The following is a 17,515-nucleotide window of genomic DNA, read 5'->3' as shown; positions in this document are numbered from 1 at the left end:
TGCAATGAAAGCTCCAGCCTTCAAAGTAAGTAAGCTCTAGCTACCTACTTCTTCTTTTTCCGCACAAAGCCCGCGGTGCTATTGCCGCCACTTCCGCCCTTATTCTTCCGCTTGCGACGTGCTGCGCCTTCACCGTTTGGTCTGGCATCACTCCCTGGTGTAGCTGCTCCGCCGATGAAAATACCGCTGGCAGACGTCTTCTTCCGTCGCTTGCTTGCCCCGGATGTTGGCGAGTTATACCCGCCCTTGCCACTGCCAAAGCCGAAGTTGCTAGCTGAGCCGGCTCCAGCTCCGTTTCCGCCGCCGCGCCCTGAACGACCTGCGGTGCTAATCCCTCCGTTACCAGCGCCAGCTTCTTTTGGCTTCCCGGTAACATCATGACCGCCTTTACGCTCTTTGCCAGTCTTGTCCTTGCCGCCCTTGCGGTCACGCCCTTCTCGGCCTTTGCCTTTACCACGGCTCTCGCCACGCGCAAAGTCTCCACCCTGTCCTGTACCGCCCGTCCGTTCACGGCGTTGCCGTTGCTTCATATCGACAAGTTCAAAGTCAATTGTGTAATCTTCCATATTCACACGCGCGACGCGAACTTTAACCTCATCCCCAATGCGGAACACCTTGGAGGTGCGTTCGCCAATCAACGCCATATGCTGCTCGTCAAAGTGATAATAGTCGTCCGTAAGCGCACTCAGACGCGTCAGGCCCTCCACTGTATTGTCCAGCTCAATGAACATTCCGAAGCTGGTTACACTGCTGATGATCCCCTCGAATTCCTCGCCGACCTTGTCCAGCATGTATTCAGCCTTTTTCATCTGCTCTGTATCACGCTCTGCATCCACAGCCACACGCTCACGCTCGGAAGATTGCTGCGCAATATCAGGCATACGTGCAGTCAAATATTCCTGACGCTCGGCTGTTAAAGCACCGCCATTCTCCAATACCTCACGAATGACACGGTGAATCACCAAGTCAGGGTAACGACGGATCGGCGATGTAAAATGAGAGTAATACTCCGCTGCCAATCCAAAATGTCCTGTCGACTCCGCATCATACTTTGCCTGCTTCATCGAACGCAGCATCATCGTGCTAAGCACGGTTTGCTCTTTCGTACCCTGGATGTCTTCTAGCAACGTTTGCAGCGCACGCGGATGAATGGAATTTCCTCTACCTTTGATCTGATGCCCAAAATTAGCTGCGAAAGCCATAAAGTTTTGCAGCTTCTCTGGATCTGGGTCCTCATGAATCCGGTACAAGAAAGGTACTTTGAGCCAATGGAAATGTTCGGCTACCGTTTCATTGGCCGCCAGCATAAACTCTTCAATAATTTGTTCAGCTATCGTACGATCTCTCTTTACAATATCGACAGCTTTGCCTTCATTATCCACAATCACTTTGGCTTCATCAAAGTCAAAATCAACCGCGCCTCGGCGCATTCGATTAGCACGTAGCTTCAATGCCAATTCCTTCATCGTGCTGAATACATCAATGAGATCCTTGTACCGTTCCATCAGTTCAGCATCTTCCTCTTCGAGGATTTTGCGAACGTTAGTGTACGTCATCCGTTCCTTCGTTTTAATCACACTGGTGAAAATATCATGCTTTACAACCTTCATATGCTCATTGAATTCCATCTCACAGGATAAAGTCAGTCGATCCACCTGTGGATTCAAAGAACATATTCCGTTCGAAAGTCGATGTGGAAGCATAGGAATGACACGGTCAACCAAATACACGCTACAACCGCGGTTATATGCCTCCTGATCCAGCTTGGAGTTCTCACGCACATAATACCCTACGTCGGCAATATGAACGCCCAGACGGTAGTTTCCGTTCGGCAAGCTCTCTACATTGACAGCATCATCCAGGTCTTTGGCATCCTCACCATCAATGGTAACAATGATCTTATCACGCAGATCGCGCCGTCCCTGACGTACAATCTCTTCTTCCGTAATCGCGTCGGGAGCATTCTCCGCTTCCTCTGTCACTTCATCTGGAAAAGCTTCCGGAAGCTGATGCTTACGAATAACTGACAAAATGTCGACGCCCGGATCATCCTTATGACCCAAAACCTCCAACACTTCGCCTTCCGCTGCTGCTCGTCCTTCTGGATAGCTCACAATACGCACAACGACCTTTTGACCGTTTACAGCTCCATTGAAGCTTGTTTTTGGAATGAAAATATCTCGGTTAATACGCTTATCATCCGGCAAAACGAAACCGTATGCTTCGTGGCTCTGAAACACGCCTACTACTTGAAGCACTGCGCGCTTCACGATCCGTACAACTTCACCTTCTAGTCGACCGCCCGCAGGTCCCTTCGAGGACACTCTTACCAGTACCGTATCTCCATTCATCGCACTCTTTAAATCATTGGCATGAATATATACATCCGGGTGCTCCCGGTCCTCTGGAATCAGAAAAGCAAATCCCTTGGCATGAGCCTGCAAACGCCCACGCTGCAAATCCATTCGTTCCGGCACACCATAACGGTTTGTGCGGGTCAGCAGAATTTTCCCCTCTTCCTCCAAAGCATTCAAAAGCTTAAGAAATTCACGGAAATCTTCCGCATCCTTAATATCAAAGTGCTGCTCCAGCTCCTGGTAAGTCATGGGTTTGTATGCGGTCTCGCGCATAAAATCGAGTAGTTGTTGCTCTGTTATCATAATATTGTCCACCTCGGGTGACCTTTAATTTTCAGTAATAAATCCGCATGTCCTTGTTCCTTGTTCCTGATACAAGGCTCTTAATATACTCATACCCTAGTATACACGAATTTAATCGACGGCATCCCTGCCTGTCCAAAATCTAAAAAAAGCCCCCGTTTCCCGCGAAACGAAGGCTTAAGGTACATATTTATCTTATTTTGCAAAAAATGCAACTAAAACAGAAACGATCATGAAACCCGCACCCAAAACAGCAGTTGCGCGTTGTAAAATCAAATCCATACCGCGAGCTTTTGTCTTGCCGAACAGATGCTCAGCACCGCCAGAGATGGCACCGGACAAACCTGCGCTTTTCCCCTTTTGCAGTAAAACAACCGCAATAACAGCAATCGAGAACACAACGAGCAGCACTTTCAAAAAGATTTCCATGAAAAATCCCACCTCCTGAGCTTATACATCTGTTTTGCAAAACAACACAGCCTCTTTTATGAAAACATGTACATATCATGTTATAAATAGCCGGAAACTAACGCAAAACACTATTTTTATTCTACCACAGCTTCCAGTAGATAACAACAGCTATAGCAAGTCACTCAGCCATTAAGCCTTTGCAAAGTTATAAATTCTCATACACATCCATAATAACAAAAAACAGACCTGCTCGCGGTGGCGAGTAGGCCTGTTTTATTCATGCGAAAAAGCTTTGAGCGTTCAGACTTCATGATCATAAACCATGAGTCAAGAGACGCCATCAGCATTTTTGCGCAATATTATTTTTTAAGGTTGTAGAAAGATTTCAGGCCGTGGTATTGAGCCAGTTCACCCAGTTGATCCTCAATGCGGAGCAATTGGTTGTACTTCGCAATACGGTCAGTACGGGAAGGAGCACCTGTTTTAATTTGGCCTGCATTTGTTGCAACAGCGATATCAGCGATTGTGCTGTCTTCGGATTCACCGGAACGGTGAGAGATAACAGCTGTGTATCCTGCACGTTTAGCCAATTCGATAGCATCGAATGTTTCAGTCAGCGTACCGATTTGGTTTACTTTGATCAGAATAGAGTTACCGATGTTTTCATCGATACCTTTAGCCAGACGCTCTGTGTTTGTTACGAACAGGTCGTCACCAACCAATTGGATTTTGTTGCCCAATTTTTCAGTGAGCAATTTCCAACCTTCCCAGTCATCTTCGGAGCAACCATCTTCAATAGTGATGATTGGGTATTTATCAACCCAAGAAGCAAGCAGGTCAACGAACTCAGCAGAAGTGAAGGATTTGCCTTCGCCTTCCAAAGTGTATTTTCCATCTTTGAAGAACTCAGTGGAGGCAACGTCCATACCGAGGAATACGTCAACACCTGGTTTGTAACCAGCTTTTTCGATCGCTTCGATAATAGTGGACAGAGCTTCTTCGTTAGATTTGAAGTTAGGAGCAAAACCACCTTCATCACCAACAGCTGTGTTCAAACCTTTGGAGTTCAGTACGGATTTCAGGTTGTGGAAGATTTCTGCGCCTACACGCAGAGCTTCTTTAAATGTAGGAGCGCCTACAGGCAGAACCATGAACTCTTGTACGTCAACGTTATTGTCGGCATGAGCGCCACCGTTAACGATGTTCATCATTGGTACTGGCAATTGTTTAGCATTGAATCCGCCCAGGTAAGTGTACAGTGGCAAGCCCAGAGCTTCAGCAGCAGCGCGAGCTACAGCCATGGATACTGCCAGAATTGCGTTTGCACCCAATTTACCTTTGTTATGTGTACCATCCAATTTGATCATCAGCGTGTCGATTTCTACTTGGTTCACAGCATCCAAGCCGATTACTTCAGGAGCAATAATTTCGTTCACGTTTTTAACAGCTTGCAGAACGCCTTTACCCAGGTAACGGGATTTGTCGTTATCACGAAGCTCTACAGCTTCGTGAGCGCCTGTGGAGGCACCGGAAGGAACGATAGCACTACCGATAGCACCGGATTCCAGATAAACTTCAACTTCAACCGTAGGGTTACCACGGGAGTCGAGGACTTCGCGAGCGTACACGTCAGAAATAATAGTCATTTGTACTTAATCTCCTTTGTGAATCATGATTTGTTGGTCAAGCCTATACTTATTAAATCAAGCTTACTTGCGGGATGCAATCATAGATTTTCCTGTCATTTCCGCAGGTTGCGGAAGTTGCATCAAATCCAGAAGCGTTGGAGCTACGTCAGCAAGTATTCCATGCTCACGCAAAACGATATTTTCGTCAGTCAAAATGAACGGAACCGGATTAGTTGTGTGAGCTGTGAACGGACGTCCCTGCTCATCAATTTCCATATCCGCGTTACCATGGTCAGCAATGATAATAACCACGCCGCCTTTGGCTTTAACCGCATCTACAACACGTCCAACACATTCATCCGTCGTCTCTACCGCCTTAATCGTTGGCTCCAGCATACCGGAGTGTCCAACCATATCCGGATTGGCAAAGTTCAGGATAATCGCATCATGCTTGTCGGCTTCGATTTCCTTAACAGCAGCATCCGCTACTTCATACGCACTCATTTCCGGCTGCAAGTCATATGTAGCCACTTTAGGCGAGTTGATCAAAATACGAGTTTCGCCAGGAAGCTCCACATCGCGTCCGCCACTGAAAAAGAAAGTAACGTGCGGATATTTTTCAGTCTCAGCAATACGCAATTGCTTTTTGTTGTTTTGAACCAACACTTCACCAAACGTGTTATCCAGGTTTTTCGGTTCGTAAGCTACAAAGCCTTCAACCGTTTCGCTGAACAACGTCAGGCAAACAAAGTGCAAATCTTTAGGCCATTTCGGGCCACGGTCAAAACCACGGAAGTCCGCGTTTGTAAATACCTGAGACAGTTGAATCGCACGGTCAGGACGGAAATTGAGGAAGATAACAGAGTCATTGCTTTCGACCAGCCCTACAGGACTGCCGTCAGCCTTCACAATAACCGTTGGCTCCACAAATTCGTCGAACACTGATTTTTCATACGATTCTTTCAATGCTTCCATTGGGTCTGTGTATTGAGGACCTTCTCCGTACACGATTGCACGGTAGGATTTCTCTACACGTTCCCAACGTTTGTCGCGGTCCATAGCATAATAGCGTCCTTGTACAGTCGCAATTTTGCCTACGCCCACTTCTTGAATTTTAGCGATCAGCTGCTGCATGAAGCCTACGCCGCTGTCAGGCATAACATCGCGTCCATCCATGAAAGCATGAATGTACACTTCTGTTAAACCTTCTTTTTTCGCCAAGTCCAGCATAGCGAACAGATGGCTGATATGGCTATGCACGCCGCCGTCGGACAGAAGTCCGTACAGGTGAAGTTTCGTGTTGTTCTTCTTGGCATGTTGCACTGCTTTAACCAGTGTTTCATTGTCGTAGAATTCACCTTCACGGATGGACTTCGAAATACGAGTCAAGTCTTGATATACAATTCGGCCTGCGCCGATGTTCAAGTGACCTACTTCGGAGTTACCCATTTGTCCTTCAGGCAGACCCACTGCTTCGCCAGAAGCCGTCAGCGTTGTATGAGGATACTGTTGTAAATACCGGTCGTAATTCGGTTTGTTGGCCTGCGCAACCGCATTACCTTCTACGGTGTCACGCAATCCGAACCCGTCCATAATAATTAAAGCTACCGGTTTTGGTGCTGTCATCTTACTTCGCCCCCTCAACAAGCGCGATGTACGACGCCGGTTGAAGACTGGCACCGCCCACGAGCGCGCCGTCGATATCGCTTTGACCCAGGTACTCAGTAACATTTTCAGGTTTTACACTGCCACCATACTGAATACGTACAGCATTTGCTGTATTTTCATCATACAGCTCTTTAATCAGACTGCGGATATAGGAAATCACTTCATTCGCATCCTGCGAAGTGGAGGATTTGCCTGTTCCGATGGCCCAGATCGGCTCATAAGCAACAACTACTTGTGCAGCCTGATCCTTAGCCAAACCAGCAAAAGCTGCTACAGTTTGCACTTTTACAACCTCTTTGGTTTGTCCAGCTTCACGGTCTTCCAGCTTTTCGCCTACACACACGATTGGAGTCAGGCCATGACGGAATGCCGCATGAACCTTTTTGTTCACCGTTTCGTCTGTTTCATTAAAATATTCACGACGCTCGGAGTGTCCGATCACAACGTAATCTACGCCCAGATCTTTCAGCATTCCACCGCTAATTTCACCTGTAAAGGCACCATCTTCTGCAAAGTGCAGGTTTTGTGCGCCAATTTTAATAGACGTACCTTTTACTGCTTCAACCAGGGCAGGAAGATTCGTAAATGGTGCGCAAATCACGCTTTCCACTCCTGCAACCTCTGCTTTGCCTTTGATCTCTTCGATGAAAGTTTTAGCTTCTGGTACTGTTTTAAACATCTTCCAGTTACCCGCGATAATCGGTGTTCTCAATGGTTTCAACTCCTAACTATTAGGTGCCCTAAAGCTTTATTCACGCATAGTGCGTTTGATTAATTATCGTTCAGTGCAACAACACCCGGAAGTGCTTTGCCTTCCATAAATTCCAGTGATGCGCCACCGCCAGTGGAGATATGATCCATTTTATCAGCCAAGTGGAATTTTTCAGCCGCAGCCGCAGAATCACCGCCACCAATGATGGTGTATGCTTCAGTTGTTGCGCAAGCTTCCGCTACTTCACGAGTACCACCAGCGAAAGGCTCGATTTCAAATACGCCCATTGGTCCGTTCCATACAACCAGTTTGGAGTTTTTGATCACATCTGCATAGATTTTACGTGTTTTCGGTCCAATGTCCACGCCTTCCCAATCTGCAGGAATGCCGTCGATATCCACAATGTCCGTGTTCGCCGTAGCGCTGAAATCGTCAGATACAACAATATCAACCGGAAGATAGAAGTTTTTGCCGAGCTTCTTCGCTTTTTCAATAAATCCAAGAGCTACGTCCAGTTTGGATTCATCCAGCAAAGATTGACCCACTTCATGACCTTGAGCTTTGAAGAATGTATAAGTCAAACCGCCACCAATGATTACGTTATCCGCAATGTTCAGCAGGTTGTCGATCACGTCGATTTTGTCTTTTACTTTGGAACCGCCGATAATGGCTGTAAAAGGACGGTCTGGATTCGACAGAGCTTTACCAATGACAGACAATTCTCTTTCCATCAGCAAGCCAGAAACAGCCGGAAGAATATGAGCGATACCTTCAGTGGAAGCATGAGCACGGTGTGCTGCACCAAATGCATCATTCACGAAAACGTCGGCCAGTTCAGCAAATTGCTTCGCCAATTCAGGATCATTCTTTTCTTCTCCTGCATAAAAACGTACATTTTCAAGCAACAGCACGTCGCCGTTTTGCAGTTCAGCCACTTTCGCTTTAACAGCTTCGCCTACCGATTCGTCCACTTTAACTACTGGCTTTTTCAGCAGCTCAGACAAACGTACGCCAACAGGAGTCAGACGCATGGATTCAACAACCTGACCTTTTGGACGTCCAAAGTGACTCGCCAAAATAACTTTTGCACCTTTTTCAATCAGATAGTTAATAGTTGGCAAGGTTTCACGAATACGCTTGTCATCCGTAATTTTACCGTCCTCAACCGGAACGTTAAAATCTACACGAACAAACACCCGTTTTCCATTCAGTTCTATATCACGTACGCTCTTTTTATTCATCTCCATATTCCTCCGCACCCTTATAATTTTACGAAACAGGAATTTAAGGCACATTTGATATATAAAGAGCGGAAACAATAACCTGTTTCCGCTCTATGTTATTGCTCAATAAGACTGTTCTTATTTAGCCAGTTTTGCGAAGTATTCCAACGTGCGGATCAATTGTGCAGTGTAGGACATTTCGTTGTCATACCAAGCTACAGTTTTCACCAGTTGTTTGTCGCCAACAGTCAGAACTTTAGTTTGAGTTGCATCAAACAAAGAACCGTAAGTGATACCTTTGATGTCGGAAGAAACGATTTGATCTTCAGTGTATCCAAAAGTATCAGCATCAGAAGCTTCTTTCATTGCTGCGTTGATTTCTTCAGCAGTTACGTTTTTCTCCAGAACTGTTACCAACTCAGTCAGGGAACCAGTTGCTACTGGAACACGTTGAGCCGCGCCATCCAGTTTACCTTTCAGTTCAGGAATTACCAGACCGATGGCTTTTGCAGCACCAGTTGTGTTAGGAATGATGTTTTCAGCTGCTGCGCGAGCACGACGGAAGTCACCTTTAGCATGTGGAGCATCCAAAGTGTTTTGGTCGCCAGTGTAAGCGTGAATTGTAGTCATCAAACCTTCGATGATACCGAATTTGTCTTGCAGTGTTTTAGCCATAGGAGCCAAGCAGTTTGTTGTGCAAGAAGCACCGGAGATTACAGTTTCAGTACCGTCCAGAATTTCATGGTTTACGTTATAAACGACAGTTTTCATGTCGCCAGTAGCTGGAGCGGAAATAACAACTTTTTTAGCGCCGCCTTTCAAATGTTTCTCAGCAGCTTCTTTAGTTGTGAAGAAACCAGTGCATTCCAGAACGATATCTACACCCAGGTCTCCCCAAGGCAGTTCTTCAGGGTTGCGGTTAGCCAAAACTTTAACTTCTTTACCGTTTACTTTGAAGAAGCCGTCATGTACTTCTACTTCTCCTTGGAAAGTACCTTGTGTTGTATCATATTTCAACAAATGTGCCAACATTTTGGAATCTGTCAAGTCATTGATTGCTACTACTTCAATACCTTCCACGTTTTGAATCCGGCGGAAAGCAAGGCGTCCAATACGTCCGAAACCGTTAATACCAACTTTAACTGTCATGAGTGAGTTCCTCCCAAAGTTCGTTTAGTTTAGTTTTATATATTCAAGACAGACCCGAAAGCCCGTCAAGACAACACCATTCATAAATCCATCTTAACCATTTAAGTAATGACTTACAATCTCGGCAGCAGCGCCTTCGTCGGTGACTAGAATGTCTTCTTGTCCGAAACGCAGTACCGCATGAATAGCGGCCGCCTTGCTCTTGCCTCCAGCTACGCCTAGAACCGTATCGGTACGCCTGATGTCCTCTAATCGAAGTCCAAGCGTCAGCATTCTGTGAACAACGACGCCATCTTCGTTAAAGTAGTAACCAAACGATTCGGCAACGGCCCCCTCACTGCTGATCTGGGCAAAGGTTTCGGGATCAAGTTTACGTCTATGTGCCATCGCTATGGCGTTGCCTATCCCGTGAATGATGATACGACTCTCGCGAATCAGGTTCAATATATCCTGAATGTTCGTATCTTCAAGCAAGGAGTTGTAAGCATGATTGCTGAGCAAATCCGGTACATGGAGCAGACGGTATTGAGCGCCTACCTTGCGAGCCATTGTGGAAGCAATTGTGTTGGCCTGCATTTCCATGCTTTCTCCCAAACCCCCGCGTGCCGGTACAAACCACCCACCCTTAAGTGGGCCATTAGAAGGTAGTGCCAGTTGTTCCGCCACGTCGGCAATCGTCGTGCCACCTGTTACAGCGACCACATCCTCGTCGTCCATAACACTCAGCAACGCTTTTGCTCCAGCGCGCCCCAGCTCCTGCTTTGTTAACGGAGAAGCATCCGAATCCCCTGGAACGACAACCACCTTCCTCAAACCATAGGCTTGACGAATCTGGTCCTCCAATTGGGACAGGCCGAACAAGTTGTTCGCAATCGGCTCCAGCTGTTCCAGCAGATCCAGTCCTGCTTTGCTCACCTTCATGCCTACACTCTCAATCTCAATTAGCCCTTGAGCTTTAAGAAGATCGGTTTCGGCGCGCAACACGCGCTCAGTCATGTTCAGTGAAGCTGCCAGTGTTCTGCGTCCAACAACATCGGACAGCATAATCTGATGCAGGATCGTGTACCTTTTTTTCAAAACATCCATGAGGTCGGGCAGAAGCTGCTTCTGTATTTCTAATATCTTTCGCATGCTTTCCACTCCCGCACACTTCTAAGTTCTGTCTCTAATGCTCTATCTCTAACTGGTCTTAAAATGTCCCGGGATAACTTTTTAAGTCCCACGTATATCTTAACCAATATTTGCTCCACATGCAAGTCTATCTGAACCTATATTTCTCAACCATTTGCCTGAATATGCGCATTTAATAAAAGCTTGCAATTCACTGCTGTATATCATATAATCATCTTTGTTTCCAATTAGCTGTTTAATTAGTTAGTTGTTTGCATTGATTGAACTATGCGCCCGTGGTCCAACGGATATGACGTAGGCCTCCGGAGCCTGAGATCGAGGTTCGATTCCTCGCGGGCGCGCCATTTTAAATGAACGCATAAATGCTTCTACATAATGTTTTAACCAATAAGAGCGCTGAGGGCTCTTTTTTTTAATCATTAGTTTGACTTTCTTTGACTTTTTGTTTGAAATTGTTTATCATGTGGTTAATACGGTAACAGTTTATAAATAAGGGACGTGTAATCGGCATGTCCACCAAATCCACTAACGATATTTAAGGGAGGTTTTTTGACGTGAGCTATGTTCCTATGGTAGTAGAACAAAGTAACCGCGGCGAACGCGCCTATGACATTTATTCCAGACTGTTGAAGGATCGCATTATTTTGTTAGGCTCGGACGTCAATGACGTTGTAGCCAACTCTATTATTGCGCAAATGCTGTTTTTGGCTGCCGAAGATCCTGAAAAAGATATTCACTTGTATATTAACAGTCCTGGCGGTTCCATTACAGCTGGTATGGCCATTTTCGATACGATGCAATACATTAAACCTGACGTATCTACGATTTGCGTAGGTATGGCGGCTTCCATGGGCGCGTTCTTGCTGAATGCAGGCGCCAAAGGTAAACGTTTCGCTTTGCCAAACAGTGAAATTATGATTCACCAACCACTCGGTGGTGCACAAGGCCAGGCAACGGATATTGAAATCCGTGCACGCCGCATTCTGAAAATGCGTGACAAATTGAACCGCATTCTCGCAGATCGCACAGGCCAACCACTGGAGCGCATTGAAAAAGACACAGACCGTGACTACTTCATGTCGGCTGATGATGCCAAGGAATACGGTATTATTGATAAAGTGCTAACTAGCTCCTCTCCAGAAGGTGTATAAGAGAAGAAATTCGCCTCTCGATAGCTGGTAAATGAAAAAGCTGCCCCGGATGTTCTTATCCGGTAGGCAGCTTTTTTTGCTTTATTGTTTTTTTAGGTTACAGACAATTGGAATTATTTACTCCTACTATTCACGCTGTCCCGCAAAAGGCTTTCCGCCTTGTGGCAGCAGTTGACCGAACGAGTAGGTGAACTCTGGAATTCCATACGCGTATGGCGCATAATCATACAAATCAAACACGATTGTTACTCCACTGTTTGTTACATAAAAATTCTGATCTGCCGCCAGCTCTTTAAATTTCTCGAATCCTTCTCCAGCCTGAAGCGCATCGATTTTTTTCTTCAAATCAGCATTGAGGAACTTTTTGTAGTTCGGATTTGCCTTCAATACGTCAGACAATTGCAGCAGTTTACCATCAGCGAGCGAGAACGTATATCCTTTACGTACCGTCATGCCATGTGCGCCACCCGTATACGAGTAATCCTGCATAATCACACTCAGAATACCATCATTGTTATAGGAAATTGCAAAATCATTTCCGAACTCATACGGTCTTTCTGTTGTAGCCTCTCCCTCAGCCATCATCTTTTTACCTGCTGCCAATATACCCTCTGCATGCTTTTTAAGCACATTGTTAATGGCCTGTTGAGACTCAGGATTCAGTTGGCTGCCGTTGATTTGCGGGTACTTAATTTTGTAGGACACCTTCGCATTACTCGATGCTGGAAGTGTTTGAGACGCAATGGTGATCGGATTTAGCTGGCTTTTACTCAGCGTTACTGTTTTCTGAGCAGCATTCCATTGAGCATCTATGCCTAGATAGTCTTTCAGCAGACTCATAGGAATGTATAGCTTCCCAGCGATCTGTTTGGCATCCATGCTACGTGTATTGATTCCATTGACGTTGACGTAGGCATCCGAGGAAGAAGCCATAATGTAAAGTTTATTGTACCCGCTACCTACGGTATATGTCGTTGTTTTCGCATCATAGCTTACTGGAATCCCCAGGCTGTCACGCAGTGCGGCCACCGGAATCATTGTACTCCCGTTCACTTGAACACCTTTAGCGGGCAACGTTTTACCATTCCATTGGATGGTGATTCCTGGTTGCTGTGTTGTCGCTTGTTTGGTCGATGCTGCCTGGATATAGGAAACGGGAACAGCTGCGACTCCTGCTAAAATCCCTGCTGCCAGCAGTGCTGAACCCCATTTTTTCGCATGCTTACTCATATTAAGTATTCCTCCTGTTAATGATCTGTATTGTCTATGTGTGATAACTACTTTTATTATTATATCTATACCCTATTGTATGTAGTTTACAATCTGTACACTCTCCGATTTCAATATGTACACCTAATAACCCTTAGCTATGACAGACTCATTACAAAAAGGTTTCGGTATACAAAAAAAGCCAGCAAGCCAGCCTACGCATGATGCAGGCCGCTTGTGGCTTCGTTTGATGATCTGTATTAGTTCATTTCGTACTGAGCCGACACCTGAACTTTCACTGTTACTTGTCCCGATTGGATCTCTGTCCCGCCACCTGCTACGTCCAAGAGCGATTTTGACATGGCATTTTCACGTTGTGTAAAGACTTGTGCTTCTCCGCCATCTACCGTCACACTCACAAGGGCACCTAACCCGCGTTTGGCTGCTTTAGCTACAGCACTGGCTTTAGATTGTGCGCTTCCCAATGCCTTAGTAATGGCTTCTTCTTCATAAGTCGAAGGATTTTCCACGGAAAAACGTACATTATCTACGTTATTGGCTCCGGACTTGGTCGCCTCATCCAACAACTGACCGATTTTATCCAAATTGCGGTATTTGACGGAAAGTGTATGGTTCGCAGTGTACCCTTTGAGCTTTTGCCCTTCTTTTTCGTTATAGGTGTAGTTAGGCTGTACATAAAACTGGCTGGTCTGAATGTCATCTGCGCTGATGCTCCACTTTTCTTTCAGCAGTTGTGTAACCTTGTTCAATTTTGTAGCATTGGCTTTTTGAGCAGCGGCTGCCGTATTCCCTTCTGATTGTACACCGATAGAGAGATAAGCAATATTGGGCTTCGCCAATACTTCCCCGCTTCCAGTCACATTAATTACACCGTTTACCGTCGAAGCTGTTGACGCAGCATAGGCACGATCTGCCCCTGTCCATAATCCTCCTGCTACTCCCCCTGCCATTAATGCTCCTGCGAGAACTGCCGTGGCTACTGTTTTTGTCCAAAGTCTCATTGAATTCAACCTCTTTCTTGTAAATGTTTGTACCTTCCAGACGGAAATGACGGAAAAAGGTTGCAGCCAAGCATACATATTTCCGAAACAGAGCATGACCATGGAAATTTTAATTATTTATAACTTGAACTTAATACGGTCTCTATATTCAACAAATCCACACATAGAACAGTTAACGGAGGAGCGTTCGAAGACTTTTTTCTGGATACAAAAAAAAGCCCCAAAGGGGGCTTTTCACTAAGAGCATACACCATATTACAAAGCAAATCTTTGTTTATTGATTTTCCAGCTCTACCTTACTAACCAGACTTACTAAAGCGTTTACAGCCTGTTCGGCGTCCGCACCTTCAGCACTAATATTGATTTCAGTACCTGTACTGATGGCAAGACTCATAATACCCATGATACTCTTGGCATTAACTTTTTTGTCTTCTTTTTCCACAAAAATCTCAGATGAATATTTATTCGCTTCCTGTACGAACAACGCAGCAGGTCTGGCGTGCAGTCCTGTTTTCAAGCGTACGACTACCGGATGTTTTGACATGTCAGCTTACCCCCTCATCAAATAAATCTGGACACTACTTACTCCATTTTATTTATCACATTATAACATTAACCCGGGACAGACACTAGAAAAAAAACTAAAAAAACCGGGGCTAAAAGCCCCATGGACACTCTTTTTACGGAATCAGGCCATTTTCGCCCCTAATTTTGTCAGCCATCTCATCAATTTTGCGAAGCCGATGATTTACACCCGATTTACTCACGACCCCTTTAAGCATTTCCCCGACTTCTTTCAAATTCAAATCGGGATGAGCGAGCCGAATTTCTGCCACTTCACGCAGTTTATCCGGCAAGGTCTCCAAACCAACTTCCCTCTCCAGCAACTTAATATTCTCAATTTGCCGGACAGCAGCTCCGATCGTCTTGTTCAAATTAGCCGTTTCACAATTGACAATGCGATTTACGGAATTGCGCATATCGCGCATAATGCGTACATCTTCAAATTTGAACAAGGCTTGATGCGCCCCAATGATGCTAAGCAGCTCAATGATCTTCTCGCCTTCCTTGATGTAGAGAATAAAACCTTTTTTTCGCTCAATACAGCGAGCATTTAGATGAAATTCATTCGCAAGATCAACGAGTGCCTGACAATGCTCCTCATACATCGAAGAAATTTCAAGGTGGTAAGACGATCCTTCAGGATTGTTGACAGAGCCACCTGCCATAAAGGCGCCCCGCAAATAAGCCCTCTTACAACAGTTTTTCCGAACGATATCCCGATTAATCCCGTCAGTGAACAAGAAACCTTCTGTGACGATATAAAGATCCTTCAGCAGTTGCTGCACACCATTGGGAATACGGACAATGTACACATTATTTTTTTTCAAGCGCATTTTTTTCCGTACAAGCAGTTCGATATGAAGTTGAAAATGCTTCTTGATCAAGGAGTAAATCCGCCTTGCAATCGCGGCATTTTCTGTGGACACGTCCAATATCACCCTTTTATTCGACAGTTGTACGGATCCGAGCATACGTATAAGTGCAGATAGTTCCGCTTTCTCACAGCAGGACTGGCTTTCAATCATCGTAAGCTCTTTTTTCGTTTGTGCCGCAAAGGACAAGGGACTCACCTCCTTCTTAATACCCAGTTTTGTACCAATTGGTAAATATGCTGGCTCAATTTGTCGGCATCATGCCGTAAATACGTGCGGAACAGAACTAATGTATCTGCCACCACTTTATATCCCCGGTCGGTCAGCTCGCCCATGTCTACTTGAACTGGCTTGGCTCCCTGCTCGGCATACATTTCCTGTACTTGGGGTGGAATTTCTCCGTTATTTACAATGACATAGTCGAAGAGATGATGCCCTACATGCTCAAAAATAGCTTGCAGGTGATCTCCTACCGTATAACCATCAGTTTCCCCAGGCTGGGTCATAACGTTACAGACAAATATTTTGATAGCGTCTGATTTTACTACAGCTTCAGCGAGTTTAGGTACAAGCAAATTTGGTAATATGCTGGTATATAGACTGCCGGGGCCAATCAAAATCGCATCGGCTTCATTAATGGCCTCTACAGCCTCAGGCAACGGCTCCACGTGAGTCGGTTCAAGAAAGACGCGTTTGATTCGTCCGCCCGCTTCCGGGATCTTGGACTCCCCGGTAATCACCGTGCCATCCTCCATCTCGGCGCTTAGCACAACGCCTTCCTCGGCTGCCGGCAACACACGTCCCCGGACAGCAAATACACGGCTAAGCTCACGCACCGCCGTTACGAAATCTCCCGATATATCGGTCATCGCTGCTAAAATCAGATTACCCAGGCTATGGCCTGACAATCCTGATCCCGCACCGAAACGGTATTTCAGCATATCTGACATCACTGGTTCCACGTCAGCCAAGGCAGTCAGCACATTGCGAATATCCCCTGGAGGGGGCATCTGCAGCTCACTGCGCAAAATCCCGGAACTTCCGCCATCGTCAGCGACTGTAACAATAGCCGTAATATCTAGCGGCTTTTGCTTTAAGCCCCGCAGCATGACGGACAAGCCGGTTCCGCCGCCCATAACAACAATACGTGGGCGCTCCCGTTGTGATCCGGTCTCTTTCATGATTTCACCTCATTAATGCCGGTCCCGATCAGCATCCCGATGCGAAACAGAAACAGATTCTGTCTCGCTGGCACCCAGCATTTTTCCTAAATACTCCGATATTGCAACAGAACGATGCTTACCGCCAGTACAGCCAATGCCAATAATGACCTGGCTTTTGCCTTCTTTGCGATATTGCGGAATCAAAAAGTGTAACATATCCAGCAACTTGGTCAAGAATGCCTGAGTCTCGGGCCATTTCATGACATAATCATATACATCGCTATCCTGTCCCGTGTGGGGACGTAGTTGGTCCACGTAGTGGGGATTAGGCAGGAAGCGCACATCGAATATAAGATCGGCATCAATGGGAATACCATACTTGAAGCCAAAAGAAGTAATGTTCACGGAAAGCATACTGCTCTCCAAATGAGAAAATCGTGAAATAATCCTCGCCTTTAAGGTTGCAGGCTTCATCACACTTGTATCAATAACCTGTGTAGCTGAGCTTTTTAGTTCTTCCAACATCTTGCGCTCCAACCGAATCCCATCCAAAGGCATGCCGTCTGGAGCCAACGGATGACGTCTACGGCTTTCCTTATATCGCTGTACGAGAACGCCATCATTCGCATTTAAGAATAAAATTTCACAATGAATCGTAAAATGATCTTTAATATAATTCAAAGATTCCGACAAGGCAGTGAAAAATTCTCGTCCGCGTAAATCAATTACGAGTGCCACCTTGCCTATTTTACCGTTCGACTGCTCAATCAACTCGGCAAATTTGGGAATCAGTACAGGGGGCAAATTATCAACGCAGAAGAAGCCCAAGTCTTCCAGGCTCTGAACCGCAATGGTCTTCCCTGCGCCTGACATCCCCGTAATAATAATGAGCGTTGCCCACGGCGCAGCATTTTTTAGGTTGTCTGTCATATGGACTTCCCTCTCCTTTTGC

15 protein-coding genes and 1 tRNA gene are annotated in these 17,515 nt (G+C 45.8%); 2 read left to right on the top strand and 14 right to left on the bottom strand.

Annotation, left to right across the window (positions count from 1 at the left end; genetic code table 11):
- Positions 1-44 precede the first annotated feature (44 nt).
- From rnr to ACWGXJ_RS00980, 8 genes are all read right to left on the bottom strand, one after another.
- Positions 45-2,660 carry a ribonuclease R gene (gene rnr / locus ACWGXJ_RS01015; RefSeq protein ID WP_452565958.1) on the bottom strand — a complete coding sequence of 872 codons (2,616 nt, stop codon included), beginning with the start codon at positions 2,658-2,660 and terminating at the stop codon, positions 45-47.
- A 195-nt stretch (positions 2,661-2,855) separates the two neighbouring features.
- Complete coding sequence (gene secG / locus ACWGXJ_RS01010; RefSeq protein ID WP_013308268.1) at positions 2,856-3,089, bottom strand: preprotein translocase subunit SecG; 234 nt, start codon at positions 3,087-3,089, stop codon at positions 2,856-2,858.
- 341 nt (positions 3,090-3,430) lie between these two features.
- Positions 3,431-4,717: a phosphopyruvate hydratase gene (eno, locus tag ACWGXJ_RS01005; RefSeq protein WP_013308266.1), complete on the bottom strand. Its 1,287-nt coding sequence runs from the start codon at positions 4,715-4,717 to the stop codon at positions 3,431-3,433.
- A 63-nt stretch (positions 4,718-4,780) separates the two neighbouring features.
- Complete coding sequence (gpmI, locus tag ACWGXJ_RS01000; RefSeq protein ID WP_013308265.1) at positions 4,781-6,325, bottom strand: 2,3-bisphosphoglycerate-independent phosphoglycerate mutase; 1,545 nt, start codon at positions 6,323-6,325, stop codon at positions 4,781-4,783.
- A gap of 1 nt (position 6,326) precedes the next feature.
- The gene (tpiA, locus tag ACWGXJ_RS00995; protein WP_013308264.1) at positions 6,327-7,079 is read right to left on the bottom strand and encodes a triose-phosphate isomerase; all 753 of its coding nucleotides are present in this window, start codon (positions 7,077-7,079) and stop codon (positions 6,327-6,329) included.
- A 59-nt stretch (positions 7,080-7,138) separates the two neighbouring features.
- A complete protein-coding gene (locus tag ACWGXJ_RS00990) occupies positions 7,139-8,320 on the bottom strand; it encodes a phosphoglycerate kinase (protein ID WP_452565957.1) in 1,182 nt (393 codons plus the stop codon).
- Positions 8,321-8,440: 120 nt separating this feature from the next.
- Positions 8,441-9,451 (bottom strand): type I glyceraldehyde-3-phosphate dehydrogenase, encoded by a 1,011-nt coding sequence (gene gap, locus ACWGXJ_RS00985; protein WP_165179540.1) that lies wholly within the window; start codon positions 9,449-9,451, stop codon positions 8,441-8,443.
- A gap of 93 nt (positions 9,452-9,544) precedes the next feature.
- Positions 9,545-10,582, bottom strand: coding sequence for a sugar-binding transcriptional regulator (locus ACWGXJ_RS00980; protein ID WP_013308261.1), 1,038 nt, complete (start codon positions 10,580-10,582; stop codon positions 9,545-9,547).
- A gap of 269 nt (positions 10,583-10,851) precedes the next feature.
- On the opposite strand from ACWGXJ_RS00980, the gene ACWGXJ_RS00975 reads away from it, so the two are divergent.
- Both ACWGXJ_RS00975 and clpP read left to right on the top strand, forming a co-directional pair.
- Positions 10,852-10,926, top strand: a tRNA-Arg gene (locus ACWGXJ_RS00975).
- A gap of 210 nt (positions 10,927-11,136) precedes the next feature.
- Positions 11,137-11,733, top strand: a complete 597-nt coding sequence (gene clpP, locus ACWGXJ_RS00970; protein WP_013368815.1) for an ATP-dependent Clp endopeptidase proteolytic subunit ClpP — start codon at positions 11,137-11,139, stop codon at positions 11,731-11,733.
- 126 nt (positions 11,734-11,859) lie between these two features.
- Here clpP and ACWGXJ_RS00965 read toward each other — a convergent pair whose 3' ends face one another.
- The 6 genes from ACWGXJ_RS00965 to rapZ form a co-directional block, all read right to left on the bottom strand.
- The gene (locus tag ACWGXJ_RS00965) at positions 11,860-12,963 is read right to left on the bottom strand and encodes a PdaC/SigV domain-containing protein (RefSeq protein ID WP_452565956.1); all 1,104 of its coding nucleotides are present in this window, start codon (positions 12,961-12,963) and stop codon (positions 11,860-11,862) included.
- A 239-nt stretch (positions 12,964-13,202) separates the two neighbouring features.
- Entirely contained in the window at positions 13,203-13,964 is a 762-nt protein-coding gene (locus ACWGXJ_RS00960) for an SIMPL domain-containing protein (protein WP_452565955.1), read from the bottom strand.
- Between the two features lie 274 nt (positions 13,965-14,238).
- Positions 14,239-14,508, bottom strand: coding sequence for an HPr family phosphocarrier protein (locus tag ACWGXJ_RS00955; protein ID WP_013368811.1), 270 nt, complete (start codon positions 14,506-14,508; stop codon positions 14,239-14,241).
- A gap of 136 nt (positions 14,509-14,644) precedes the next feature.
- The gene (gene whiA, locus ACWGXJ_RS00950) at positions 14,645-15,589 is read right to left on the bottom strand and encodes a DNA-binding protein WhiA (protein ID WP_061830212.1); all 945 of its coding nucleotides are present in this window, start codon (positions 15,587-15,589) and stop codon (positions 14,645-14,647) included.
- Positions 15,590-15,594: 5 nt separating this feature from the next.
- Positions 15,595-16,581 (bottom strand): gluconeogenesis factor YvcK family protein, encoded by a 987-nt coding sequence (locus ACWGXJ_RS00945; RefSeq protein WP_452565954.1) that lies wholly within the window; start codon positions 16,579-16,581, stop codon positions 15,595-15,597.
- Positions 16,582-16,593: 12 nt separating this feature from the next.
- Positions 16,594-17,493: an RNase adapter RapZ gene (gene rapZ, locus ACWGXJ_RS00940; protein ID WP_013308254.1), complete on the bottom strand. Its 900-nt coding sequence runs from the start codon at positions 17,491-17,493 to the stop codon at positions 16,594-16,596.
- Positions 17,494-17,515 lie beyond the last annotated feature (22 nt).

It is taken from the genome of Paenibacillus sp. S33 (genome assembly GCF_053615415.1).
Note: the sequence above shows the minus strand (reverse complement) of the source record. Positions and strands in the feature narration are given on the sequence as shown.

Coding starts and splice junctions, on each gene's coding strand:
- ACWGXJ_RS00960 (WP_452565955.1), bottom strand. CDS start 13,964: ATGAGACTTTGGACAAAAACAGTAGCCACGGCAGTTCTCGCAGGAGCA.
- gpmI (WP_013308265.1), bottom strand. CDS start 6,325: ATGACAGCACCAAAACCGGTAGCTTTAATTATTATGGACGGGTTCGGA.
- ACWGXJ_RS00965 (WP_452565956.1), bottom strand. CDS start 12,963: ATGAGTAAGCATGCGAAAAAATGGGGTTCAGCACTGCTGGCAGCAGGG.
- ACWGXJ_RS00990 (WP_452565957.1), bottom strand. CDS start 8,320: ATGAATAAAAAGAGCGTACGTGATATAGAACTGAATGGAAAACGGGTG.
- ACWGXJ_RS00955 (WP_013368811.1), bottom strand. CDS start 14,508: ATGTCAAAACATCCGGTAGTCGTACGCTTGAAAACAGGACTGCACGCC.
- secG (WP_013308268.1), bottom strand. CDS start 3,089: ATGGAAATCTTTTTGAAAGTGCTGCTCGTTGTGTTCTCGATTGCTGTT.
- rapZ (WP_013308254.1), bottom strand. CDS start 17,493: ATGACAGACAACCTAAAAAATGCTGCGCCGTGGGCAACGCTCATTATT.
- ACWGXJ_RS00945 (WP_452565954.1), bottom strand. CDS start 16,581: ATGAAAGAGACCGGATCACAACGGGAGCGCCCACGTATTGTTGTTATG.
- eno (WP_013308266.1), bottom strand. CDS start 4,717: ATGACTATTATTTCTGACGTGTACGCTCGCGAAGTCCTCGACTCCCGT.
- ACWGXJ_RS00980 (WP_013308261.1), bottom strand. CDS start 10,582: ATGCGAAAGATATTAGAAATACAGAAGCAGCTTCTGCCCGACCTCATG.
- rnr (WP_452565958.1), bottom strand. CDS start 2,660: ATGATAACAGAGCAACAACTACTCGATTTTATGCGCGAGACCGCATAC.
- gap (WP_165179540.1), bottom strand. CDS start 9,451: ATGACAGTTAAAGTTGGTATTAACGGTTTCGGACGTATTGGACGCCTT.